This is a genomic window from Rhodopila globiformis, assembly GCF_002937115.1.
Classification (GTDB): Bacteria; Pseudomonadota; Alphaproteobacteria; order Acetobacterales; family Acetobacteraceae; genus Rhodopila; species Rhodopila globiformis.
In genome coordinates this window covers 75,373-97,532 of sequence record NZ_NHRY01000254.1, presented here as the reverse complement: position 1 = coordinate 97,532, position 22,160 = coordinate 75,373, and the positions used below count along the sequence as shown (strand labels likewise).

Annotated in this window: 21 protein-coding genes; 7 read left to right on the top strand and 14 right to left on the bottom strand. The window is 67.2% G+C overall.

Annotation, left to right across the window (positions count from 1 at the left end; translation table 11 throughout):
* Positions 1-173: 173 nt before the first annotated feature.
* The 8 genes from CCS01_RS27020 to flgB all read right to left on the bottom strand — a co-directional run bounded on the left by CCS01_RS27020 (position 174) and on the right by flgB (position 8,169).
* Positions 174-2,651 (bottom strand): EAL domain-containing protein, encoded by a 2,478-nt coding sequence (locus tag CCS01_RS27020; RefSeq protein WP_104521869.1) that lies wholly within the window; start codon positions 2,649-2,651, stop codon positions 174-176.
* A gap of 92 nt (positions 2,652-2,743) precedes the next feature.
* Positions 2,744-3,829 (bottom strand): EscU/YscU/HrcU family type III secretion system export apparatus switch protein, encoded by a 1,086-nt coding sequence (locus CCS01_RS27015; protein WP_158258632.1) that lies wholly within the window; start codon positions 3,827-3,829, stop codon positions 2,744-2,746.
* Complete coding sequence (locus tag CCS01_RS27010; RefSeq protein WP_104521867.1) at positions 3,822-4,607, bottom strand: flagellar biosynthetic protein FliR; 786 nt, start codon at positions 4,605-4,607, stop codon at positions 3,822-3,824. The genes CCS01_RS27015 and CCS01_RS27010 overlap by 8 nt, the downstream gene beginning before the upstream one ends.
* Positions 4,608-4,614: 7 nt before the next feature.
* The gene (gene flhA, locus CCS01_RS27005) at positions 4,615-6,711 is read right to left on the bottom strand and encodes a flagellar biosynthesis protein FlhA (RefSeq protein ID WP_104521866.1); all 2,097 of its coding nucleotides are present in this window, start codon (positions 6,709-6,711) and stop codon (positions 4,615-4,617) included.
* A 3-nt stretch (positions 6,712-6,714) separates the two neighbouring features.
* Positions 6,715-6,978 carry a flagellar biosynthetic protein FliQ gene (locus CCS01_RS27000; RefSeq protein ID WP_104521865.1) on the bottom strand — a complete coding sequence of 88 codons (264 nt, stop codon included), beginning with the start codon at positions 6,976-6,978 and terminating at the stop codon, positions 6,715-6,717.
* 24 nt (positions 6,979-7,002) lie between these two features.
* Entirely contained in the window at positions 7,003-7,299 is a 297-nt protein-coding gene (locus CCS01_RS26995) for a flagellar hook-basal body complex protein FliE (RefSeq protein WP_104521864.1), read from the bottom strand.
* Between the two features lie 4 nt (positions 7,300-7,303).
* The gene (gene flgC / locus CCS01_RS26990; RefSeq protein ID WP_239992414.1) at positions 7,304-7,738 is read right to left on the bottom strand and encodes a flagellar basal body rod protein FlgC; all 435 of its coding nucleotides are present in this window, start codon (positions 7,736-7,738) and stop codon (positions 7,304-7,306) included.
* Positions 7,739-7,740: 2 nt separating this feature from the next.
* Entirely contained in the window at positions 7,741-8,169 is a 429-nt protein-coding gene (gene flgB, locus CCS01_RS26985; RefSeq protein WP_104521862.1) for a flagellar basal body rod protein FlgB, read from the bottom strand.
* Positions 8,170-8,316: 147 nt separating this feature from the next.
* Here flgB and CCS01_RS26980 point away from each other — a divergent pair, with 147 nt between their 5' ends.
* From CCS01_RS26980 to CCS01_RS26960, 5 genes are read left to right on the top strand one after another with little or no spacing between them, the layout of a single operon-like run.
* The gene (locus CCS01_RS26980; RefSeq protein ID WP_104521861.1) at positions 8,317-9,732 is read left to right on the top strand and encodes a FliI/YscN family ATPase; all 1,416 of its coding nucleotides are present in this window, start codon (positions 8,317-8,319) and stop codon (positions 9,730-9,732) included.
* A gap of 58 nt (positions 9,733-9,790) precedes the next feature.
* A complete protein-coding gene (locus tag CCS01_RS26975; RefSeq protein ID WP_158258631.1) occupies positions 9,791-11,464 on the top strand; it encodes a tetratricopeptide repeat protein in 1,674 nt (557 codons plus the stop codon).
* A complete protein-coding gene (locus CCS01_RS26970) occupies positions 11,461-13,389 on the top strand; it encodes a tetratricopeptide repeat protein (protein ID WP_104521859.1) in 1,929 nt (642 codons plus the stop codon). Before CCS01_RS26975 ends, CCS01_RS26970 begins: the two co-directional genes overlap by 4 nt.
* Positions 13,386-15,380 (top strand): tetratricopeptide repeat protein, encoded by a 1,995-nt coding sequence (locus tag CCS01_RS26965; RefSeq protein ID WP_104521858.1) that lies wholly within the window; start codon positions 13,386-13,388, stop codon positions 15,378-15,380. The genes CCS01_RS26970 and CCS01_RS26965 overlap by 4 nt, the downstream gene beginning before the upstream one ends.
* Positions 15,381-15,938 (top strand): class I SAM-dependent methyltransferase, encoded by a 558-nt coding sequence (locus CCS01_RS26960; RefSeq protein WP_146101987.1) that lies wholly within the window; start codon positions 15,381-15,383, stop codon positions 15,936-15,938. It abuts the gene before it with no gap.
* Positions 15,939-16,012: 74 nt separating this feature from the next.
* On the opposite strand, the gene CCS01_RS26955 is transcribed toward CCS01_RS26960, so the two are convergent.
* From CCS01_RS26955 to CCS01_RS33250, 6 genes are all read right to left on the bottom strand, one after another.
* Positions 16,013-17,401 (bottom strand): DUF1217 domain-containing protein, encoded by a 1,389-nt coding sequence (locus CCS01_RS26955; protein ID WP_158258630.1) that lies wholly within the window; start codon positions 17,399-17,401, stop codon positions 16,013-16,015.
* Positions 17,402-17,411: 10 nt separating this feature from the next.
* On the bottom strand, positions 17,412-17,882 hold the full coding sequence (locus CCS01_RS26950; protein ID WP_104521856.1) for a flagellar biosynthesis repressor FlbT: 471 nt from the start codon (positions 17,880-17,882) through the stop codon (positions 17,412-17,414).
* A complete protein-coding gene (gene flaF / locus CCS01_RS26945) occupies positions 17,882-18,286 on the bottom strand; it encodes a flagellar biosynthesis regulator FlaF (protein ID WP_104521855.1) in 405 nt (134 codons plus the stop codon). Before flaF ends, CCS01_RS26950 begins: the two co-directional genes overlap by 1 nt.
* A 99-nt stretch (positions 18,287-18,385) precedes the next feature.
* Positions 18,386-19,264, bottom strand: coding sequence for a flagellin N-terminal helical domain-containing protein (locus tag CCS01_RS26940; protein ID WP_158258629.1), 879 nt, complete (start codon positions 19,262-19,264; stop codon positions 18,386-18,388).
* Between the two features lie 147 nt (positions 19,265-19,411).
* Positions 19,412-19,786, bottom strand: coding sequence for a hypothetical protein (locus CCS01_RS26935; protein WP_104521853.1), 375 nt, complete (start codon positions 19,784-19,786; stop codon positions 19,412-19,414).
* A complete protein-coding gene (locus CCS01_RS33250; protein WP_146101986.1) occupies positions 19,783-19,989 on the bottom strand; it encodes a hypothetical protein in 207 nt (68 codons plus the stop codon). Before CCS01_RS33250 ends, CCS01_RS26935 begins: the two co-directional genes overlap by 4 nt.
* On the opposite strand from CCS01_RS33250, the gene CCS01_RS33245 reads away from it, so the two are divergent.
* Complete coding sequence (locus CCS01_RS33245) at positions 19,988-20,281, top strand: hypothetical protein (RefSeq protein WP_146101985.1); 294 nt, start codon at positions 19,988-19,990, stop codon at positions 20,279-20,281. The genes CCS01_RS33250 and CCS01_RS33245 overlap by 2 nt on opposite strands.
* A 102-nt stretch (positions 20,282-20,383) precedes the next feature.
* On the top strand, positions 20,384-22,102 hold the full coding sequence (locus tag CCS01_RS26925) for a hypothetical protein (protein WP_104521851.1): 1,719 nt from the start codon (positions 20,384-20,386) through the stop codon (positions 22,100-22,102).
* The last annotated feature ends 58 nt before the right edge of the window (positions 22,103-22,160 follow it).

The following is a 22,160-nucleotide window of genomic DNA, read 5'->3' as shown; positions in this document are numbered from 1 at the left end:
CCCTGATCCCCTGTGGCCCTCCGTCACCCCCCCTTTTTCTCTGTGCGAACAGAAATACGCCATCAACCACACCGTCCCCGCCGGGGACCCACCATATCAGACAACGAACCTGCCACCCCACCAGCACCAAGCCGCAAAGCCAGCGCTCCCCCCCCAAAGACTCCCAGCCCGTATCAATCGCCCCCGGACTGTGTGCCCGCCACCGGCAACGCCCGCTCCGCCACGGATACCCCTCTGATACCCTCATGGCCCTTCCCGCCAATGATGCTCCGGGCCCGCATCGAAACCAGCTCCAGGGAACCGTCCAACTGCATCGGCCGGCCCAGAAGATACCCCTGGACCTGATCGCACCCCAGCCCCTTCAGGATCTCCAGTTGCTCGACCGTTTCGACTCCCTCGGCGATGATGGACAGGCCCAGGTTGTGGCCCAGGCCGATAATCGCACGAACGATCATCAGGGCATCGGCCGTCTCGCCCAGCCGGGCGACGAAGGACCGGTCGATCTTCAGCTTGTCGAACGTCATGGCCTGGAGGTAGCTCAGCCCCGAATACCCGGTTCCGAAATCATCCAGCGCAATTCCCACCCCAACCTCGCGCAGGCGCCTGAACACGTCGCGCGCCTGCCCGGTATCCTGGATCATGACGTCCTCGGTCACCTCGACCTCCAGCCGGCTCGCCGGCAGGCCATGGCGGCCGAGGCAGCGTGAAACCAGGTTCACAAGATCCACATGCCGGAACTGGATCGGCGAAATGTTGACGGCAACGCGAAGCGGTTTGTCCCACGAGGCCGCGGCGCGGCACGCCGTCTCCAGCACCCATTCTCCCAGCTCGACGATCAGTCCGGTTTCATTGGCAACCGGGATGAACGTTGCCGGGCAGATTTCCCCGCGGCCGGGATGGCGCCAGCGGATCAGCGCCTCGAACCCCTCGATCTCGCCTGTTTCGCAGGATACCAGCGGCTGGTAGAGCAGCCGAAGCTGTCCCTCGTGGGCGATGGCCCGGCGAAGATCCTGGGCCAGCTCGTGCCGGCGCCGGAATTGCTCATCCCAGGCGGGCTCGAAAAAGCAGCACGCGTTCCGCCCGCCGTTCCTGGCGCGGCTAAGCGCCAGGTTCGCCGCCTGCATCAGCGCTTCCGCGCTGCCGGCGTCGCCCGGATACAGCGCGACGCCGATGGCGCTGTCGAGATCGATGCGATGGCCGTCAATCCGGAAAGGCTCCGCCAGGATCGCGCCGATGCGCCGCCCCAGGCTTGCCGCCTCGTCCGGCTGGCCAATCAGGGCCACCATCAGGAATTCATCCCCGGCCAGGCGCGCCAGCAGATCCGACGGCCGCAGCGCCGCCTTCAGGCGGCCCGCCACCCGAACGAGCAGCGCGTCCCCGGCCTCGTAGCCATACGCGTCGTTGACCTGCTTGAACTTCCTGAGCCCAAGATGCAGCAGCGCCATCGGCTGCGCCGCGTTGGCCGTCGCCGCCACCATGTGGGTCAACCGTTCCTGCAACAGGAACCGGTTGGGCAGGCCCGTCAGCGCATCATGAAGAACCAGATGCCGGATGCGTTCGGCATCCCGCTTCTGCGCCGTCAGGTCGCGCAGCACCATGGCGACGGCGGGCTTGCCCTCATAATCGACGCGATAGGCCGAGACTTCCATGGAAACCGCGCTACCGTCGGCCCTGGCCAGCTCGATGTCCGCATGATCGGCCGCCGCGTCGCATTGCGCGTTGACCCGAAGCACCGCGCACCGGTGCTTTTCCGGTATCAGCTCGCGGATGTCCCGCCCGATCAGGCTCGCCTCCCGGCGCCCGAACATGCGTTCCCCAGCCGCGTTGACCTGCACGATGACCCCGTCGCGGTGAATGACCAGCACCTCACGCGATATGTTGCCGAGGCGCCGCATCCGCTGCAGTTCCGCCATGCCGCGACGCGACAGGCTCTGTTCCAGTATCGTGGCGAACAGGCTCATCGTCAGGATCGCGAAGCTCACGATGCCCACCGTGACGCCGAGCGCATCCGATCCGAAGAAGGTGCCCGCCATGTCCGGTGCCAGGCCCAGGTCGATGTGCAGGGCCGCCATGCCGGTGAAGTGGACCCCGCAAATGGACAGCGCCAGCCAGATCGTCGTCTCCACGCGGCGCCGGATCGAATTCAGCCGCCCGGCCCGGGCGAAGGCCAGAGTGGCGAAGACGATGCCGATAACAATCGATTCCAGCACGCCCTTCGTATCGAGCCTGAGCGTGCCCGGGACCCGCATGGCCAGCACGCCGCAATAGTGCATGCCGCTGATCGCGAACCCAAGCAGGATTCCGCCCAGGACAGGCCCGCCGACGGCGGCCGGGCAATAGGTCCAGGCCACCAGGGCGACGAAGGTGCCCGCCGCGGCCAGCACAATGGACAACAGCGTCGCTCCGACACTGTAGGCGACGGGCATGCCGGGCATGTACGCCAGCATGGCAACGAAATGCAGGGCCCAGACGCCGCAGCCGAAGACGATCGACGTCGTCATCAGCCCGGCCCATGGGAAGCGGGCCTTGGAACCTTGCAGCAGGGCCAGCAGGTTCGTTGTCGTGCCCGTCGCCAGGATGCAGATGCAGCCAGCCAGCGCCACCAGCCGGAGATCATGTTGCTGTACGATGCAGCCGAAAACTGTGAGCATAAGTGGTCATACCCGGCACTGGATCGGTCGGAACGACGGCAGGCACGTTCGACGCCGGCAGATGCTCTAGCAGAAGCGGCATTGCCGCTGCATCAATTTTGATTCCGGAAGGTCCCTTTCTGGCGCCGCGCCCACACGATCCCGATGATCTTCGCCACCGCCTCGAAGTGTTCCCGTGGAATCATCTCGCCGATCTCAACCGCGCTGTAGAGCGCCCGCGCCAGAGGCGGACTCTCCGAGATTGGCACATCGCTTTTTCGAGCGACTTCCTTGATGCGGAGGGCAACCAGATCGGCGCCTTTCGCCAGGACGACCGGCGCGGCGTCCTTGCCGCGTTCGTACCGAAGGGCGACCGCGACATGGGTCGGGTTGGTGATGACGACGGTGGCCTTGGGCACGTCGTGCATCATCCGCCGGCGGGCACGCTGGCGGCGCAGCCGCTTCAGCCGCCCCTTGACGTGCGGGTCGCCTTCGACCGACCGCATCTCCTCCTTCATTTCCTCCCGGGTCATGCGCATGCGGCGAAGAAACGACAGGTGCTGGAACGGAACGTCGACGCCGGCAATGATGACCGCCGACAATGTCGCCGCCAGCAGCATCTTGGTGACGGCTGCCTGCAGCAGGTGCGGCAGCACCGAGAAATCGGCGCCGACCAGGCTCATGGATTCCTGGTACAGCGGCCGGGCCAGGACGTAGCACGTCACGGCAATGACCAAGACCTTCAGCAGGCTCTTGGCGAATTCGAACAGCGCCCGGGGACTGAAGGTGCGCTTCACCGCCTCCGCCGGCGAAAGGTGCGACGGCTTGAAGCCGAGCCGTTCGAGCGACAACGTGATCGACCCCTGCAGCACATAGGGCAGCAACGTCGCGCCGATCAGCAGCGCGAAAACCGGCGCGATCGCAAGCCCGATCGCCTTGCACACCGCGAGCGCCGCCGCTTGCAGGCCGGCGGGCGTGGCATTGATCAGGCCATCGGGCTGGTCGAGCATCGGCAGCAGGATGTCGCGGATCTGCGCGACCGTCGTCCCGGCCGTCAGCACGATCGCCACCAGCGCCGCGATGTAAACGCCGGCCTGGGCGCCCTCGCGGGAAACCGGCACCTCGCCACGCTCGCGGGCCTGGGCAAGCTTGCGCGCGGACGCTTCGAATGTTCGGTCTTCGCTGTCGGTTTCAGCCACCGGAGACGGATCCCGCTGCGCGCAGCAGCGACGGCAGGTCCGACCATCCCTCCAGGCCGTGGCCCAGCAGGCCGGGAACCGTCGCCGCCAGAAGATACAATCCCAGCATCACCAGCGCCGGATTGGCGATCATGAAGACCGGCAGCGCCGGCATCGCGCGGTTCACCGCCGCCAGCGAGGCGTTGAAGATCAGGCCCAGCAACAGGAACGGCAGGGCGAGCTGTCCGCCGGACCGGAAGCAGCGCAGCCCCGCCGCGATCACCGCCCGGGCGCTCGCCGACACCTCGGGAAAATGCCCGGGCGGAATCAGGTTGTAGCTGTCGGCCAGGGACCGCAGGATGAGATAATGGCCATGCGACGCGAACAGGATCGCCACGATGCCCGCATACAGCATGGCGCCCAGGCTGGTCGTTTCGTCAATCGCCAGCCCGGCCGTGAAGACATTCGACAGCCCGACGTTCTGGCTGATGACCTGGCCCGCCAACATGACGCCGGAGATCACGGTGCGGCTGACCGTGCCGAGCAGCGTACCGGTGACCGCCTCCGCAACCACGCCCAGCAGCATCTGCAAATTGTTGGGCAGCGCGGCCGGCATCCCGGCGACCACCGGCGCCACGCACACCGCGACGGCGAAGGCCGCCAGGATGCGCATCTGCGTCGGCAGGAACGGCTCGCCGAAGCCAGGCAACAGCAGGAATGCCGCGCCGACGCGGACGAACACCAGGAACGTGCGATAGACCTCCAGAGTCAGCCAGTCCGAGAGCGAGAAATGCATCATGCCGGCGCTAGATCTGGTCCACCGTGCGCAGCTTGCTGCGCTGGTGCACCTCGGCATGCGCGATCACCGAAATCGTCGGGTTGATGCGTTCCACCAGCGTCCGCACGAACGGCCGGACCTCGCCGCTGGTCAGGATCGCCGGCCAGGTGCCGCGCGCCGTGGCCGCCGCCAGCTTGGCGCGGACGACCTGCACGAATTCCTGCGTGCGCGACGGCGACAGCACGAACGTCCGCTGGTCGCCGTCGACGATGATCGCCTCGTTCAGTTCCCGCTCCCACTGCGGCGACAGCGGAATGACCGAGATGAACCCGTCCTCGCCCAGCAGCGAGCGGCTGATCTGCAAGGCCAGCCGGCTGCGCACGTGCTCGGTCATCAGCCGCACGTTGCGGGTGAAGCTGGCCGCTTCATGCATCGCCTCCAGGATCAGCGTCAGGTGGCGGATCGAGATCCGCTCGGCCAGCAGGTTGGCGAGGACCTTCTGCAGCGTCGTCAGCGGCACCAGGCCGGGGATCAGGTCCTGCACCAGCTTCTGGTTTTCCGGGCCAAGGTTGTCCAGCAGCTTCTGCGTCGCCGAATAGGTCAGCAGCTGGCTCATGTGCGCCTTGATCGTTTCGGACAGGTGGGTGGTCAGCACGGTCTCGACGTCGACGACGGTCAGTCCCTGCTGCGCCGCCTCCTGCTGCTGCGCCGGCACGATCCAGCGTGCCGGAATCCGGAACGACGGCTCCAGCGTGTCCTTGCCGGCGATCTGCAGCTTCTGCCCGCCCGGCGAGAACGCCAGCAGGCGGCCCAGCTCCATGGTTTCGCGCGCAACCTCCACGCCGAAGACCTGCAGGGAGTATTCGCTGTTGTTGAGCTCCAGGTTGTCCTTGATCCGCACCGCCGGCAGCAGGAACCCGTAATCCATGGCAATCGAGCGGCGCAGCTTGCGGATCTTCTCGGTCAGCCCGTTGTCGCCCTGCGCCGCCGATATCAGCCCCATCCCGAGTTCGATCCGGATGTCGTCGATGCGCATCAGCTCCTGGATCGGCTCCTCCTGCGGCTTGTCGCCGGCCTCGCTGCGGGCCTTCGCCGCCGCATCCTGGGTGCGGCGCTGATCCCCCTTCCGCACCAGCACCGCGGCGCCGGCGGTTATCCCGGCCAGGGCGGCGAACGGCAGGAACGGCAGCCCCGGCAGCAGCGCGAACAAGCCGGCCATCGCCGAGGCCAGGAACAGCGGCTTCGACTGGTTGCTGAGCTGCGACACGAACGCCCGGTCGGCCGAGCCGCGCCCCGCCCCTTTCGACACCAGCATGCCGGCGCCCAGGCTGACGATCAGCGCCGGGATCTGGCTGACGATGCCCTCGCCGATGGTCAGCGTGGTGTAGAACGTGGCGGCCTGGCTGATCGCCAGGCCGTGCCGCAGCGTGCCGATGATGATGCCGCCGGCGACATTCACCAGCGTAATGATGATCGAGGCGATCGCGTCGCCGCGGACGAATTTCGAAGCGCCGTCCATGGCGCCGAAGAACGAGCTTTCTTCCTCCAGTTCCCGGCGGCGGGCGCGGGCGACCTGGTCCGTGATCAGGCCTGCCGACAGGTCCGCGTCGATCGCCATCTGCTTGCCAGGCATGGCGTCCAGCGAGAAGCGCGCGGCGACCTCGGCAATGCGGCCGGCGCCCTTGGTGATCACCATGAAATTGATGACGATCAGGATGGCGAACACCACGACGCCGATGACGAAGTCGCCGCCGACGATGAAGCTGGCAAACCCGTTGATGACGGAGCCGGCGGCATCCAGCCCGTGGTGGCCGTTCGTCAGGATCAGCCGCGTCGTCGCCAGGTCGAGCGACAGGCGCAGCAGCGTCACCACCAGCAGGACCGTCGGGAAGCTGGAGAAGTCCAGCGGCTTGTCGATCCACAACGCCACCATCAGGATCAGCACCGACAGCGTGATCGACGTCGCCAGGCCGACGTCGACGACCATCGTCGGCATCGGCAGCACCAGGACCGCGACCAGCGCGATCATCCCGGCGGCGAACAGGATATCCTGGTGGCCGAAGATCTGGCGCAGCCGATCCAGGACGGTAGGCTGGCTGCGAAGCGGCGTGGCGCTGCCCGACATGGGTCAGATGCCGACGATCATCTGCACGATCTGGTCCATGAACGCCTTCAATGCGGAAAACGACAGCGGCAGGAACAGCATGATGACGATCATGGTGATGAATATCTTCGGCACGTTGGCCAGGGTCATTTCCTGGATCTGCGTCAGCGTCTGCAGGATGCTGATCACCAGGCCGGTCACCAGCGCCGCGATCAGCGCCGGCCCGACCATCACCGCCAGCGTGTAGAAGCCGAAGCGCAGGATCTCGACGACGTCGCCTTCACCCATCGCCGCCGCTCCGCCCGGGCCCGGTCAAATCGACATGTGCATGATGTCGTTGTAGGCGGTCAGCACCTTGTCGCGCACGGCGATGACCGACTGCATCGTGATTTGCGCGTTGCTGAGCGCCTCGACGACGGACTGCACGTCGGCCTTGCCGGCAACCCCGGCGGCGGTGGTCTGCTCGGCCTGCCGCAGGTTCTTGATCGCCGATCGCGCGGCGTCGCTGGCCATGCTTTCAAAGTCGCCGGCGCCGCTGGTGGCGGTCACCGTGCCCTGGTAGGCGCCCGCGACCTGGGAGACCGGGAAAATCGATGCGATCGGGGTCATGTCTCTAGGCCTTCAGAATGTCGAGGGTCTTGGCGATCATCGAGCGCGCCTGGTTGAGCGTGGCGAGATTGGCTTCGTACGAGCGTTCCGCCTCGCGCATGTCGGCGAGTTCCAGCACCGGCGAGACGTTGGGCATGCTGACATAGCCCTTGGCGTTCGCCGCCGGGGAGGACGGAGCGTAGACGCTGCGGAACGGCGCCGGGTCGGTGGTGATCGGCCCCGGCTGCACGACCGCGGCGTTGGTCGCCTTGTCCACCGACTGCTCGAAGCTCATCACCTTGCGCTGGTACGGCGTGCCGTCGGGCACCGCGGCGGTGGAGTCGGCGTTCGCGAGGTTCTCGGCGACGAGGCGCATGCGCGTGGACTGCGCCCGCATCGCCGATGCCGCGGTCACCATCGCCTGGGACAGCGGGCCGGTGCCGCTGATGGGAAAAATCATGCTCATTTGCCGGGATCGATCGCGGTTTCCATCAGGCTGAGGGTCTTGGTGTAGGCCGCGCTGGCGAGCGCGAAGCCGTTGCTGACGTCGGCGGACTTGATCATCTGCTGCTCGATCGAAACAGTGTTGCCGTCGGGCTTCTCGGCATAGGACGACGTCCGGCTGGTCACCTGCGCGACCTGGTTGGCCAGCGTCAGCGCGATGTGTTCGGGGTTGGTGCGGACAAGGTTCAGCGCCGGCGCCTGTCCCGCGTTCTCGGCCGTATTGCCGGCCCGCAGCAGGGCGCTGTCGAAGCTGAAAGGCGCGACGTCCTGGGCCTGGTAGCCTGGCGTGTCGGCGTTGGCGATATTGCGGGCGATGACTGACTGGCGTTGCGTCAGGTAGCGCATCCGCTCGCCGGCCAGGCGGAACAGATCAATGTTTTCTAGCATTTTGGTTTCGCAATTCTTGCGACATCGTTCGGAAGCAGACCTATAACGGTCTCGTGAGTTCGAGTCCAGGGTTTTCGCAAAAAGATTCGCTTTCGCAAATTGCCGTTTGCAAACCGTTGGTTGATTCCATTATCTCGTTTCGCCGAGATGACCGCTTCCCTTGTCCTTGACGCCGGCCCGCTGGCCAGCAGCCTCAGCCTGGCTGATTTGCCGCAGCAGTTCGCACGCCTTCGCCGGATCAGGCAATGGGGCCGCCTGGATGGCGTACGCGGCGCGGCCCTCAGCGTCAGCGGGCTTGGCCGCGCGGTGGCCCTGGGCGACCGCGTCGTGATCGAGCGGCACGACGAAGACCTGCCGGGCGAGGTGGTGGCGTTCGCCGAGGACAACGTGACCGTCATGCCGGAGGGGCGCAGCGATGGGCTGGTTCCGGGCGCGCGCGTCACCCTGGCCGAGTCGCCAGTTCTGTATCCTTGTTTCGCATGGCTCGGCCGGGTCGTGGACGGCCTTGGGCACCCGGTCGACGACCGCGGGCCGTTACCGCAAGGCATCCACCCAATGCCGCTCCGCCGCGCAGCTCCTGCTGCGTTTCGCAGACACCTGATGGGGCAGCGGCTGGAAACCGGCCTGCGGGTGCTGGATACCTTCGTGCCGCTGTGCCGCGGCCAGCGGCTGGGCGTGTTCGCCGCCTCCGGCGTCGGCAAATCGACGCTGATGGGCATGCTGGCGCGCTTCGTCGCCGCTGACGTCATCGTCGTCGGCCTGATTGGCGAGCGCGGCCGCGAACTGCGGGAGTTCCTGGACGTCATCCTGGGCGAGGAAGGACTGCGGCGCACCGTCGTGGTGGTTGCCACCTCGGACCAGCCCGCCCTCGCCCGCCGCCGCGCCGCGCAGGCGACGTTGAGCGTCGCGGAGTGGTTCCGCGACCAGGGCAAGCAGGTGCTGTGCCTGCTGGACAGCGTCACGCGCCTGGCGCACGCGCAGCGGGAAATCGGCCTCGCCGCCGGGGAGCCGGCCACTGCCCGCTCCTACACACCATCCGTTTTCGCAGAACTCCCGGCGCTGCTGGAACGCGCCGGCCCGGGCGTCGGCGAGCAGGGCGACATCACCGCCATCTTCACCGTGCTGGTCGACGGCGACGACCACGACGAACCGGTGGCGGACGCGGTGCGCGGCATCCTGGACGGCCACCTCGTGCTCGACCGCCGCATCGGCGAGCGCGGCCGCTGGCCGGCGATCGACGTGCTGCGCTCGGTCAGCCGCGCCCTGCCGCGCTGCCACAGCGACGCCGAGAACGGCCTGCTGGCTGAGGCGCGGCGCCTGCTGGACGCCTATGAGCGTATGGCGGAGATGATCCGGCTGGGGGCCTACCGGGCGGGGTCCGACCCGATGGTCGACGTGGCAATCGAGAAGCACCCCACGTTCGAGGCGTTCCTCGGGCAGAAGACCGACGAACGGATGCCGGCCGGGGACGCGTTCGCGGCGCTGGCGCGCATCCTGGACCGCGCCGGACCGCCGACGCAGCCGGCGCAGCCGGCCGGGCAGGCGGTTGCCCATGCGCGCTAGGGCAAGGCGCGGTTCGGTGGCGGCAGGCGGCCATGCCGTCCTCCCGCCAGGGCCCGGCGTGTCCGGGTCACCTGCCGCGGCGCCATCGTATCACCTGGGCCTCGGCAACGCGCTTGCGGCGCAGGGGCGGCTGGACGATGCCGCGGCGTGCTACCGGCGTGCCGCCGGCCTCGGCCCCGGCGACCCCGGGCTGCACGCCGCTCTGGGCGAGGCCTGGCTCCGCCTGGGGCGGCTGGATGAGGCCGCCGCCTGCTTCGAGCGGGAAAGCGTCCCGGCGGCACTGTGGGCCCGCCTGGGCAACCTGCGCATGGCGGGCGGCGAGACCGATGCGGCAATCGCCTGCTACCAGCGGGCGCTTGGGATCGATCCGGGGTGCATCGACGCGCACAACAACCTGGGGAACGCGCTGGTCGCATCGCGGCAATGGGACGCGGCGATCGCCAGTTTCCGGCAAGCCCTGGCACTGCGGCCGGATTTCGCCGAGGCGGCCAACAACCTCGGCAACGCCTTCAAGGAAAGCGGCGACCTGGACGCGGCCATCGGCTGCTACCGGCAGGCCGTCGGCCTGACGCCGGCCTATGCCGAGGCCCACTACAACCTGGCCAACGCCCTACGTGCGCACGGACAGCCGGGCGAGGCCGTGATCGGCTTCGTCAAGGCCATCGCGCTGCGGCCGGACTTCATCGACGCCTATGTCAATCTCGGCGGCCTGCTGGCGGACGAGAAACTGCTGGACCGGGCACTGGCCTGCTACGACCGCGCCATCGCACTGGCGCCGCAACTGACCGAGGCACATTTCAACCGCGCCCTGGCCCTGCTGGCGAAGGGCGACCTGGCGGCCGGCTGGCGCGAATACGAATGGCGCTGGCGGATGCCGGCGATGATCGCGGCCAGCCCCCATTTCACCCAGCCGCGCTGGCAGGGCGAGGCCGCCGCGGGACGGACACTGCTGATCCACGCCGAACAGGGGTTCGGCGACACGCTGCAGTTCTGCCGCTACGCGCCGCTGGCCGCCGCGCGCGGGCTGCGGGTGATCCTGTCGGTGCCGCAGCCGCTGGTGCGCCTGCTGCGCACGCTGCCGGGGGTGGAGCAGGTGGTTGCGGAAGACGACCAGCCGCCGGCATTCGATTTCCAGTGCCCGATGCTCAGCCTGCCGCTGGCGTTCGGCACCACGCTGGCGACGATCCCGGGCGATGTCCCCTACCTGCATGCCGACGCCGCACTGGCGGCGCGATGGCAACAGCGGCTGGCGGCGGCAACCGGGCCAGGCTTGCGCGTCGGCCTGGTGTGGGCCGGCAGCAGCCGCAACGACCCGGCGCTGGCCGCGGTCGATGGCCGCCGCTCGATCGCGCCGGAGCGGCTCCGCGCGCTGGCGGGGCTGGACGGAATTCAACTGGTGAGCCTGCAGAAGGATGGCCCGGCGGCGCCGGCAGATCTGCGGCTGGCCGACTGCATGGCCGAGGTGACGGACTTTGCCGATACCGCCGCGCTGGTGGCGGGGCTCGACCTGGTGGTTTCAGTGGATACCGCCGTGGCGCACCTGGCGGCGGCGATGGGGAAGCCGGTGTGGCTGCTCGACCGTTTCGATTCCTGCTGGCGATGGCTGACCGGGCGCCGCGACAGTCCGTGGTATCCGTCATTGCGCCTGTATCGCCAGCGCCATCCCGGGGACTGGGGCGGCGTCATCGGTGCCGTCCGCCACGACCTGCTGCTGCGGAGTAATGATTTATGAGTCCCACGCTGCGCCGGACGGCGACGGGCCGATCAGAGGCTGAGCGGTTGGCGGCGTTCCGGAAGGTGTTCGCGGATGCGCTGCACCAACAGCAGGCGGGCGCGATCGACGAAGCGATCGCGAACTGGCGCCGGGCGTTGAAACTGAACCCGGGCTCGGCCGAGGCCTACTGCAATCTCGGCGCGGCCTGGCGGCAGAAGCGGCGGCCGAAGGAAGCGGTGACCTGCCTGCGCAAGGCGATCGAACTGAACCCGGACCATGTCGAGGCCCACAACAACCTGGGCAACGCCCTGAAGGATCTCGGCCGGATCGAGGAAGCCGTCGCCTGCCACCGCAGAGCCGTGGCGCTGCGGCCCGATTGCCTCGAGGCCCATGCCGGTCTTGCCGATACGCTGGAGGCGCAGGGAAGCTGGGAGGCAGCCGTCGCCGCGTATCAGGACCTGCTGCGCCTCCGGCCCGGTCACGTCGAGGCATGCATCCGGCTTGGCATCTGCCTGCAAACGCTCGGGCGATCGGACGAAGCGATCGACTGCCTGTGCGCGGCCATCGAGCAGCGGCCCGAATCACCGGAGGCGCTGTTCTTCCTGGGCTGCGCGTTGCAGGCGAGAGATCGGCTGGCGGAAGCCGTTGCCTGCTACCGCGCCGCCGCCGGGCTTCAGCCGGATCTCGCCGAGGCCTATGGCAACCAGGCCGAAGCCTTGCGGTTGCAAGGCCTTGTGGATGAGGCGCTGGCGTGCGCGCACAAGGCCGTGGCCCTGCGCCCCGGGCATGCGGGCTTCCTCAACGGCCGGGGCATCGCGCTTCAGGCGGTTGGCCGGTGGCAGGACGCGGCCGCGTCGTACCGCGAGGCAATCCGGGCCGATGCGCGATTCTACCAGGCGCATGTCAACCTGGGGCTCGTTCTGCACCAGATGCAACGGTTGGACGATGCCGTGGCCGCCTACGACATTGCCCTGGGCCTCGCCCCGGATGATCCCGACCTGCGCTGGAACCGATCGACGGCGCTGCTGGCGCGGGGGGATTTTGCCGAAGGCTGGGCCGAGTTCGAGTGGCGCTGGCGAACGCCGCAACTGCGGCGCGGGCATCGCCGGTTTGCCCAGCCGCAATGGCGGGGCGAGGCCGCGCCGGGCCGCACCCTGCTGATCCATGCGGAACAGGGGTTCGGCGACACGTTGCAGTTCTGCCGCTACGCCACCCTGGCGGCGGCGCGGGGGCTGCGCGTGGTCATGCAGGTTCCGCGGCCGCTGGTGCGGCTGCTCGGCACCCTGGCGGGGCCGGCCGCGGTCGTTCCGGAAGAGGACGAACTGCCCGACTTCGACCTGCACTGCCCGATGATGAGCCTGCCGCTGGCGATGAAGACGACGCTTGAAACCATCCCGGCGCCCACGGCCTATCTGCACGCAGACCCGGAACAGGCTGCGCTGTGGCGGTCGCGGATCAGGACGCTGTGCGGCGACGGGCCGCGCGTCGGCTTGGTATGGGCCGGCAATCCGCGCGCCAACCGCCCGGTCGCGGCCGCCGCCGATCGGCGGCGCTCGATGCCCGCCGGGTGCGTGGCGCCGCTGCTGGACGTTCCGGCAGTCCGGTTCTTCAGCCTGCAGAAGGACGGTCCCGGGATGCCGCCTGGCTCGCCCCTGATCGACCTTATGCACGACGTGCAGGATTTCGCCGACACCGCGGCGCTGGTCGCGAACCTGGACCTGGTGGTTTCCGTCGATACCGCCGTGGCGCACCTGGCGGCGGCGATGGGAAAGCCTGTCTGGCTGGCCGACCGGTTCGATTCCTGCTGGCGGTGGCTGGCCAATCGGCGGGACAGCCCGTGGTATCCGGCGCTGCGGATCTACCGGCAGCCGCATCCCGGGGACTGGGACGACGTCATTGCGACTATCCGGCGTGATTTGCTGGCCTGGAGTAACAAGTCATGAGTGATGCGATGCATGGGACGACGGCAAGCCGGTCCGAGGCCGAACAATTCGCCGCCTTCCGGACGGTGTTCACGGATGCGCTGCATCAGCAGCAGGCCGGCGCGGTCGTCGAGGCGATCAAGACCTGGCGGCGGGCGCTGAGCCTCGAGCCCCGCTCGGCCGAAGCCAATTTCAATCTCGGGGTCGCCTTGCGGGCACTGGGACGGCCCGAGGAAGCCATGATATGCTTCTGCAAGGCGATCGACCTCCAGCCGGACAATGCCGACGCCCACAACAGCCTGGGCAACGCGCTCCGGGACAAGGGCCGGGTTGACGAGGCCATCGCGTGCTATCGCGACGCCATCCGGCTGCAACCGGACCGGTTCGAAGCCTATTCCAATCTCGGCGATGCCCTGTTCGAACAGGAGCAGTTCGAGCAGGCCATTCCGCCCTATATGGCGGCGCTGCGCCTCAAGCCGGATCTGTTGACGGCGCTGACCAGGCTTGGCGCCTGCCTGTTCCGGCTCGATCGCCTGGATGAGGCCCTGGATTGTCTTTGCACGGCCGTCAAATGCCGGCTGGACGACCCGGAAGCGCTGTTCTTTCTGGCCCGTACGTTGCACGAGCAGGACCGCTTCGCCGAAGCCGCCCCGCTGTATCGTGCCGCGATCGAGTTCCAGCCGGATCTCGTCTCGGCCTACTTCAACCTGGCCGAGGCGTACCGCGAACTCGGGTCGTTCGACGCGGCTGTGGAAAGCGTTGAAAAAGGCATCGCCATCCGGTCGGACATGCCCGGGTTCCACAATGTCCGGGGGATTGCGCTCCATGCGGCCGGCCGCGCGGACGAGGCGATGATGGCCTATCGGAAGGCCATCGAGATCGATCCGGATTTTCATCAGGCCTACGGGAACATGGGAAATGCCCTCAGAGGCGCCGGGCAGATCCAGGAAGCGCTCGCCTGCTTCGAAACGGCCTACAGGCTGAAGTCGGACGATCCCGCCATCCGTTACAACAGGGCCTTGCTCCTGCTTGCCCTGGGCGACTACCCCGCCGGCTGGGCGGATTACGAATACCGTTGGCAGGCGGGCCAACTGAAGCGGTCATACCGTGCATTTGCCCAGCCGCAATGGAAAGGCGAGCCCGCCGCGGGAAAGGCGTTGCTGATCCACGCCGAACAGGGCTTCGGCGACACGCTGCAATTCTGCCGCTACGCAACACTGGCTGCCGACCGGGGGCTGCGGGTCATCCTGGAAGTGCAGCAACCGTTGCTGCGGCTGATGGGCAGCCTGGCTGGACTGGCCTCGGTGATTGCCGCCGGCAGCGCGTTGCCGCCATTCGATCTTCAGTGTCCGATGATGAGCCTGCCGCTGGCGCTGGGGACGACGCTCGAAACCATTCCCGCATCCATCCCCTATCTGCATCCCGACGAGAGCGCCGTGGCCGTCTGGAAGGCGCGCCTGGAGCCGATGTGCCGCGGCGGCCTGCGCGTCGGCCTGGTGTGGGCCGGCAATCCCCGGCCGCACCTGCCCGGCGCGGCGGCCACCGACCGGCGGCGATCCATGCCGTTCGAGCGCATGGCGCCGCTGCTCGAGGTTCCGGGCGTTCACTTCTTCAGCCTGCAGAAGACCGGTGCCGCGGCGCCGCCGGACCGTGGCCTGATCGACGTGATGGGCGAAATGAAGGATTTCGCCGACACCGCGGCATTGATCGCCAACCTGGACCTGGTGATTTCGGTTGATACGGCTGTTCTCCATCTCGCAGCGGCCATCGGCAAGCCGGTGTGGATGCTTGACCGGTCCGATCCGTGCTGGCGCTGGCTGACTGATCGGCGCGACAGCCCGTGGTACCCGACCCTGCGGATCTACCGCCAGCCCAGCGCCGGCGACTGGGATGCGGTCATGTCCGCGTGTGCCGCCGATCTTCGATCCCTCGCCGGGTCGCGGGCTTCAGCGGATGCTGCCGGCTCGCCGGAAGCGAGCGCTGTCGCACACAGTTCATTTCAGGAGGCTTGATTGAAAGTCAATCTAGGTTGCGGCCAGAACAAACTGGACGGGTATATTAATGTCGATAAATACGACTCCTTCGCCCCGGAGATCGTCTGGGACCTGGAATCCTTCCCCTGGCCGTTCGAAAACGATTCGGTCGACGAGATCGTCATGCGCCATTGCCTGGAACATTTGGGGGCGGCCGTCGAGACGTTCCTGTCGATCATGAAGGAGCTGTATCGGATCTGCGCGCCGGGCGCGAGGATCTTCATTGCGGTTCCCCATCCTCGCAGCGATGGCTTTGCCGGCGACCCAACCCATGTCCGCGCGATCAGCCCTCCCATCCTGTCGCTGTTCTCGAAGAAGAATAACCACAAGTGGAAGGAACTCGGCTGGCCGAACACGCCGCTCGGGGTCTATACGGATGTCGATTTCGAAATCGCCGAGGTCGATTTCGCACTGACCCCGCACTGGGCCCGGCAGTACCAGTCCGGACAGATGACGCGGGAGGGCATCGACCTTGCCATCGGGTCCTATTTCAATGTGGTCGATGAGGTGAAGATCACCCTCGTCGCCTGCAAGTGATGCTTTCGGCGGGGCTGCCTTGCGACAGGGCAGCCCTTGGGGCCGCATGACGCCGGTTCAGGCAGCCCAGCCGATCAGCCTTTCACGGCGCCGCTCATCAGCAGAGCGCCGATCGACGCGCTGGAGTAGCTGTCGCTGGCCGATGACGAGGAAGCCGTGGTCAGCAGTTGCACGGCCACCGACGACGACGAGGACGAACTGCTGCTCGACGCGCTGCTCATGGCGACGTACTCGTTGAGCATGGATGCCAGCTTGGCCGGGTTCTGGAAATTCGCAATGTTCATGCGCTGGCCATAGACCCGGGCCTGTTGCTGGATGTTGAGCGCGCCGAAGCTTTTCGGCAGGCCCAGCAGCGTCTGCACGACACTGGCCAGCGGCGGACTGGCAATCACCTGGTTCCAGTTCGTGACGCTCGGCAGGTTCTGCTGCGCATAGAGCGCCTGGCGCAGCGCGTTCGACGTATTGCCAACCACCTGCTGGAACTGCGCTTCCTGGTACTTTTGCACGACCTGCTGGATGAAGGACGGGTTGGTCACGGACGGACCGCCCACTCGTGCCGTTGCCGTCGATCCCGCCACCAGGCTGTTCGGGCTGGAGGCGGTGGGGGCAGGCCCCGTATTGCCCGGGTTCGCGCTCCAGGCGAACGACTGCGCGGTGCCGCGTCCCTTGGCGTCGGTGAAGACCAGGTTCGCGCCGACGGCCTTGACGGTAATGTTGGCCTGATTGCCGTCGGCCCGTTGGAACGCGGTCTGCAGTGTCGACGCCAGCCCCTGCCAGGTGGTGGCGCCGCTCAGGTTCACACTGCTGAGCGTCACGCCACCGAAGGTGCCGCTGAAGTTGCTGAAAGTGCTGCCTGCCGCCAGGCCACTGGTGTCAACCGCCGCCGACGACGCGGTGGCGGGCTTGGCGGGGGTTTCGCTCCCGCCATAATTGAAATCCGCCGCCACCTGGATGAACTGCGTCTTGACCATCCGGGCGGCAAATGAACTCGAGCTTTTCGGGTTCGAATTCAGCACCTTGACCATCAGCGCCGTCATGCCGCTTTCGGACGTCAGGCCGTAGGCGGTCAGCACGAAGTCGGCCAGCTTCGGATTGGACATCAGGGCCTTCGCCGTGGTCGCCTTCGGCGCGTTCGCCTCGAAGTAGGCGATCTGGCTTTTGAGCACGGGATCGTTGGTCAGGGAAGGAAAGCTGGCCGGCGTCTTGCTCTTGATCAGATCCCACCCGGCGAGGCCGGACGGAATGCCCAGGCTGGTGACCAACGGATTCATTCGTGCGACAGGCCGCCATGGCCTGCTCCTCTGCAAGACCCGGGGTCGCCGGGACGAATCGTTCGTGCCCCGGGTGATCGTCCCTTCGTTCCCCCGGCCGTCACGGTTCTCTGGCGGCAGGCAGGAGGCTTCCCCGCTGCCGCCGCCAGGATCGATTGCCGACGGACGATCGTTTCTTCCGTCAATCGGCATTGCCCGGGGTTCAGGCCGGCGCAACCTCCCGCATCGCGCCGCCTTCGGTCTTGCCGCCCGGCACCGGCGGTTTCCGGCGCCACTCGTGCGGCTCGACATTCAGCAGGCCGGCTTCGTAGGCGATCAGCGGATGCAGCCTGGCCAGGGCCTTGTAGTAATCGCCGGCTTCGACCATGGCGTCGACGGCACGCAGGGTCGCCAGATTCTCCGGCTTGACGAATGCGTCGGCCAGCTGGTCGTGCAGGGCGCGGTAGGTCTCGCCCAGGGCGGCCGTCGGCGGCGCCTGCATCAGCATCGCCTGAATGACAAAATACAGACGCTTCGTCGGCGTGTCGGCATCGGCCTCCTGAAGCACGTCCTTCTCCCGCATGATGTGGGAGAAGTTCTGCACCAGGATTGTCGTGCGATAGGCGCCGTTCACCAGCACCGCGCCGTTGACGACAAGACGCTCGTGCGCGCCCAGCTTGAGCTTGAGCGGCATCAGACCGCTCCGCCGTTGGCGGGGCGCAGGCCCACCATGATGCTCTTGTTCACGTTGATCAGGGCGTCCGGCGAGGTCGTTCCGGCGGTGACGCGCGATGACTCGCCGGTGACCCAGATCGCCAGGCTGAGCAGCTTGGACTTCAGGTCATCCGGCAGCATGTTGCCGTCGCCGGCCAGGTCATAGGCCAGTGTCTGCCAGAGCTCGCGGTTGCGATGCACGGCTTCGACCCGCAGCGTGAAATGCGCGTCCGGCGCGGCGGCTTCCTGCAGCGCGGCCGTGACCTGTGAAAAAACCCGGTATTCGATATCCCGCGGGCTTTCCGTCCGCTGGATGATCGCGCCATAGGCCTTGCTCGCCATGTTCGGCATCGGCAGAGGCGCGTCGCCTTGAAATTGTCCCATCGGACGGGTCTTCTTCCTCGTCGCTCGATCTCGTCTTCGCCGGCGCGTTCTCGGCCGGGTCGCGGCGGGGCCGGCCGCGCGGGCCGGCCCCGGTTCCAGTCAGCCACCAAACAGTTTCAGGATCATCTGCGGTGCCTGGTTGGCGATGCTGAGCGCCTGCGCGCCAAGCTGCTGTTGGGTCTGCAAGGCGGTCAACTGGGCGGACTCGGCTTCCATGTTGGCGTCCACCATGTTGCCGGCACCCGTCGTGAAGGTACTGGCAAGGTTCTGCACGAAGATCTGCTGCGACGAGACGTTGGACTGCGTTGAACCGAGCGACGAGGCCTGGGTTTGCACCGTGCTCATATACGAATCGATGGTGCTCAGGGCGCCATCCAGTGCCGTCTGGCTCGTGATCGCGCCCAGGCCAGAGGACGTCAGCAGAGTGAAGAAAGCCGAAACTGCCGCCGCGGTGCCGGTCGTGCCGAGGTTGGCGGTGGCGGTGTTGGCAACGGTGATCGTTGGCGACGTCGCGCCGCCGGCGTAGCTGTTGTTGGTCGCGGCCATGAAGGTCAGGCCGTTGCTCTGGGTGCCGTCCAGCAGGTCAACGCCGTTGAAGCTGGAGCTTGAAACCGTGGCCTGGATCTGGTTGACGAGCTGGGCGACGCTCGCCTGCGTTGCCGTCTGGTTGGTCGCCGTATCGGTGTACGACGCCACCTGGGCCCGGATCTGTGACACCAGGCTGGTGATCTGTGTCGCGCCGGAAACGGCCGTGCCCAGGATCGAGTCGGCGTTGCCAAGGTCGCTGCTGACCTGGTTCAGGCTGGCGACGTTCGCCTGCATGGTGGTGGCGACGGTCCAGACCGCGGCGTTCTGCGAAGGCCCCTGGATCGCCAGGCCGGTCGAGATCTGGTTCTGAACGTTGCTCAGGTTGTTGTCCGTGGCCTGCAGGCTCTGCAGGGCGATCATGGCGCCGGTGTTGGTCAGGATCGATGTCATCGTAATAGCTCCCATTCAGGGTGGATTGCGGGAGCGCCGTTCTGACGCCAGGTCATCGTTCCCGTTCTCGGTTCGTGATGACGCGCTGGTATTTAGCAGAGTTCGGTCCGTTGGTAAAGGGATATAATAACGTATTTTCGCAAAATCTCACGCGTTGGCGTTCAGCCGCACCGCCGGCGCGTGCCGCGACCGCTGGCCCTTCGGGTCATACGTCCCGGAATCCGCCAGCGCGCTGACCGCCGCCTTCAGCCGGTTGATGAAATCGTCCAGCACGCCGCGCACCGCCTCCAGCACCAGGGCGCTCTCGTTCGCCGCCGCCAGCAGGTCGCGCAGGGCCGCCTGCTCCGCTTCGCTGCCCGGATTTCGCACATCCCGCGCGGCGCATTCCGCCTGGAACACGGCGAACGCCGCCTGCTTCGCCGCCGCCGCCTGCTGGATCTGCCCCAGGGCTCCGGTCCGCGCCAGCGTGGTCTCCTGCCGCATCGCCGCGGTCAGCAGCGCGGTCGCTTCCAGAAAGGTCATCGCTTGCCTCCGCTGCTGCTTTGCCCCTGCGCGGTACGCAGGGCCTTCTCGATTTCGCCGGCCAGACCGGAGCGGTCGTTCGCCGTGGCCGCCTCGCCCAGGGCCTGGTCCATGAAGATCTGCCACGACTTTTCGGCATTGCTTTGGGCGAACGGGCCGGCGGCGTGCGATGGCGGCCTGGCGAGGCGGAACATCTCGCTCATGAACGTCGCCTCGAACTGCTTTGCCACGGCCCGCAGCCGCGCGTCATTGGCAGCCGGCGAGACCCGGCCGGCGACCGGGGCGCCGCTTTGCAACGTGGTGACTGATACAAGCGGCTGGCTCATCGTCTTCATTGCCCTTCTGGCTCATTGGCGGCATCGGGCGGCAAATTACCGGGCCTATTGCACATTTACAACGCAATTTCGCACATGCCGTCACGCCCCGGGCACCGTCAGGCCGCGCGAATCAGCCAGCAACAACCAGGGCGTGCAGCAAGTGATCGAAAAATCTTAAAAAATACATTTCCGAACTCATTGACAAAATTTCGCGACGCCGTTAATCGAATCAGACATACCGATTTGGCAATCGTAGCGAACTCGGGCAGGAGCCATCAACATGTCCGGCACCACGCTTTCCCTCGCATCGGCCGACGGCGCCGGGCTGAGCCGCCTCCTCCCGATCCAGGGACGCCCGGCGGAGCTCGCACGCTTCTCGATCGTGCAAATCACCCCGGACATGGCGCCCAGCCTGCTCGCGAAGAAACGCCCCGCCAGCAAGCGCAACGCCGCCGCGGTCGCCGCCTATGCCCAGGCCATGCGAAACGGCGAGTGGGTGCTGAACGGCATGCCGATCATCCTGTCGCGCAACGATGTGCTGCTGGACGGGCTGCAGCGGCTGTACGCCTGCATCGACGCCCGGACCCCGTTCGTCACCGTGCTGGCGGAAAACGTCCCCGACGACACGCTGCACACCATCGACCAGCAGCGCCGCCGCTCGTTCACCGGGGTGCTGGAAACCCGCGGCATTCCCCGCCCCGCCGCCGTCGCCGGCCTGCTGTCCAAGCTGATCCGGTATGAGGACGGCACCCTGACCCGCGGCACCTCCACCCCGCCCTGGAGCCGCATGGAACGCGCCCTGGAAGCCAACCGCACGGAAATCGACACCGCGGTGAAGTTCAGCTTTGACCACCCTGCCCGCCTGCTGGCCGAATCCATCCGCACGCCGCTTAGCTTCATGGGCCTGCAGGTCGATCGCACCGCCATCCGCCGCTTCCTCGACGCCATCGCCCACCCCGAGCGGTTCGACGCGCTGGAGCCCGGCGTCATGGTCCGCCGGCGGCTGGTCGAGGGCCGGTCCGACCGCGCCGTCCGGCCGCACGCCACGGCACTGTTCGCCATCTGCATCAAGGCGCTGAACGACACCATCTCCGGCAAGCGCAGCGACGCCTACACCTGGACCCTGCCGACGAACAGCACCCGCAACCCGGAGCCCTTCCCCGAACTGGTCGGCTACACCGGCCTGCGCGACACAGTGAAGTCCAACGCCCGCCACGAAACCGAGGCCCGCCTGGTGCGCGACGCCGAGGCAGCGCTGCAGGACCCCACGGTCTGCGCCATGACCATCGAGACCATCACGCCGGAGGTGGCCGAGGACTACCTGGCGTTCAACCGCGGCAACCGCAACATCGTCCAGTCGCACGTGGCCGCCATGGCGCGCGACATCGGCAACGGGCAATGGATGTTCAACGCCCAGCCGATTTGCTTCTCCCGCTGCGGCCGGCTGCTGAACGGGCAGCATCGGCTCTCGGCGGTGCTGGAGGCCGGGCAGCCGATCGAGGTCGTGGTGATGCGCGGCCTGCCAGAGGAAGCGTTCGAAACCTACGACAAGCAGGCCAAGAAGGCGCCGGTCGTCGACGAGATGTTCGACGATTTCGGCGACAAGGCGCTGGTCTCGGCCACGGCGGTGATCCTGTGGCGGCGGGAACTGAAGCCGGTGGGCCAGCCCAATGCCCGGCCGACTGCGACGGAGGTGCGCGACGTGATCAGCAGCCACCCGGAACTGATGCGGCTGCGCGGGTTCGCCCGCAAGATGGTGCGCTATGGCCGGTCGTCCGCCATGGTCTATGCGGCGTACCGCGTCCTGCGGGATGACCCGGCGCGGGGACAGGTGTTCCTGGACCGCCTGGAGACCGCCGCCAACCTGCCGGCCGGCCACGTCATCCTGCGGCTGCGCGATCGGCTGATCGACCTGCGCAAGGCGGACCAGAACACCCAGATCGACGAAATCCTGGCCGCCTGGGCCAAATTTCGCAAGAACCCCGGCATCCCGGTGTAATTCCGGCGGCCGGGCAGATCGGGCGCGTCCTGCCCCTCCGTCATGGCCGGGCACCAGG

Bases quoted from the DNA above. Each gene is read 5' to 3' on its own strand.
- CCS01_RS27020 (WP_104521869.1), bottom strand. From the start codon at position 2,651: ATGCTCACAGTTTTCGGCTGCATCGTACAGCAACATGATCTCCGGCTG.
- CCS01_RS27010 (WP_104521867.1), bottom strand. From the start codon at position 4,607: ATGATGCATTTCTCGCTCTCGGACTGGCTGACTCTGGAGGTCTATCGC.
- flhA (WP_104521866.1), bottom strand. From the start codon at position 6,711: ATGTCGGGCAGCGCCACGCCGCTTCGCAGCCAGCCTACCGTCCTGGAT.
- CCS01_RS27000 (WP_104521865.1), bottom strand. From the start codon at position 6,978: ATGGGTGAAGGCGACGTCGTCGAGATCCTGCGCTTCGGCTTCTACACG.
- CCS01_RS26995 (WP_104521864.1), bottom strand. From the start codon at position 7,299: ATGACCCCGATCGCATCGATTTTCCCGGTCTCCCAGGTCGCGGGCGCC.
- flgC (WP_239992414.1), bottom strand. From the start codon at position 7,738: ATGATTTTTCCCATCAGCGGCACCGGCCCGCTGTCCCAGGCGATGGTG.
- flgB (WP_104521862.1), bottom strand. From the start codon at position 8,169: ATGCTAGAAAACATTGATCTGTTCCGCCTGGCCGGCGAGCGGATGCGC.
- CCS01_RS26980 (WP_104521861.1), top strand. From the start codon at position 8,317: ATGACCGCTTCCCTTGTCCTTGACGCCGGCCCGCTGGCCAGCAGCCTC.
- CCS01_RS26970 (WP_104521859.1), top strand. From the start codon at position 11,461: ATGAGTCCCACGCTGCGCCGGACGGCGACGGGCCGATCAGAGGCTGAG.
- CCS01_RS26965 (WP_104521858.1), top strand. From the start codon at position 13,386: ATGAGTGATGCGATGCATGGGACGACGGCAAGCCGGTCCGAGGCCGAA.
- CCS01_RS26955 (WP_158258630.1), bottom strand. From the start codon at position 17,401: ATGCCGATTGACGGAAGAAACGATCGTCCGTCGGCAATCGATCCTGGC.
- CCS01_RS26950 (WP_104521856.1), bottom strand. From the start codon at position 17,882: ATGCCGCTCAAGCTCAAGCTGGGCGCGCACGAGCGTCTTGTCGTCAAC.
- flaF (WP_104521855.1), bottom strand. From the start codon at position 18,286: ATGGGACAATTTCAAGGCGACGCGCCTCTGCCGATGCCGAACATGGCG.
- CCS01_RS26940 (WP_158258629.1), bottom strand. From the start codon at position 19,264: ATGACATCGATCCTGACCAACACCGGCGCCATGATCGCCCTGCAGAGC.
- CCS01_RS26935 (WP_104521853.1), bottom strand. From the start codon at position 19,786: ATGACCTTTCTGGAAGCGACCGCGCTGCTGACCGCGGCGATGCGGCAG.
- CCS01_RS33245 (WP_146101985.1), top strand. From the start codon at position 19,988: ATGAACGTCGCCTCGAACTGCTTTGCCACGGCCCGCAGCCGCGCGTCA.
- CCS01_RS33250 (WP_146101986.1), bottom strand. From the start codon at position 19,989: ATGAGCGAGATGTTCCGCCTCGCCAGGCCGCCATCGCACGCCGCCGGC.
- CCS01_RS26925 (WP_104521851.1), top strand. From the start codon at position 20,384: ATGTCCGGCACCACGCTTTCCCTCGCATCGGCCGACGGCGCCGGGCTG.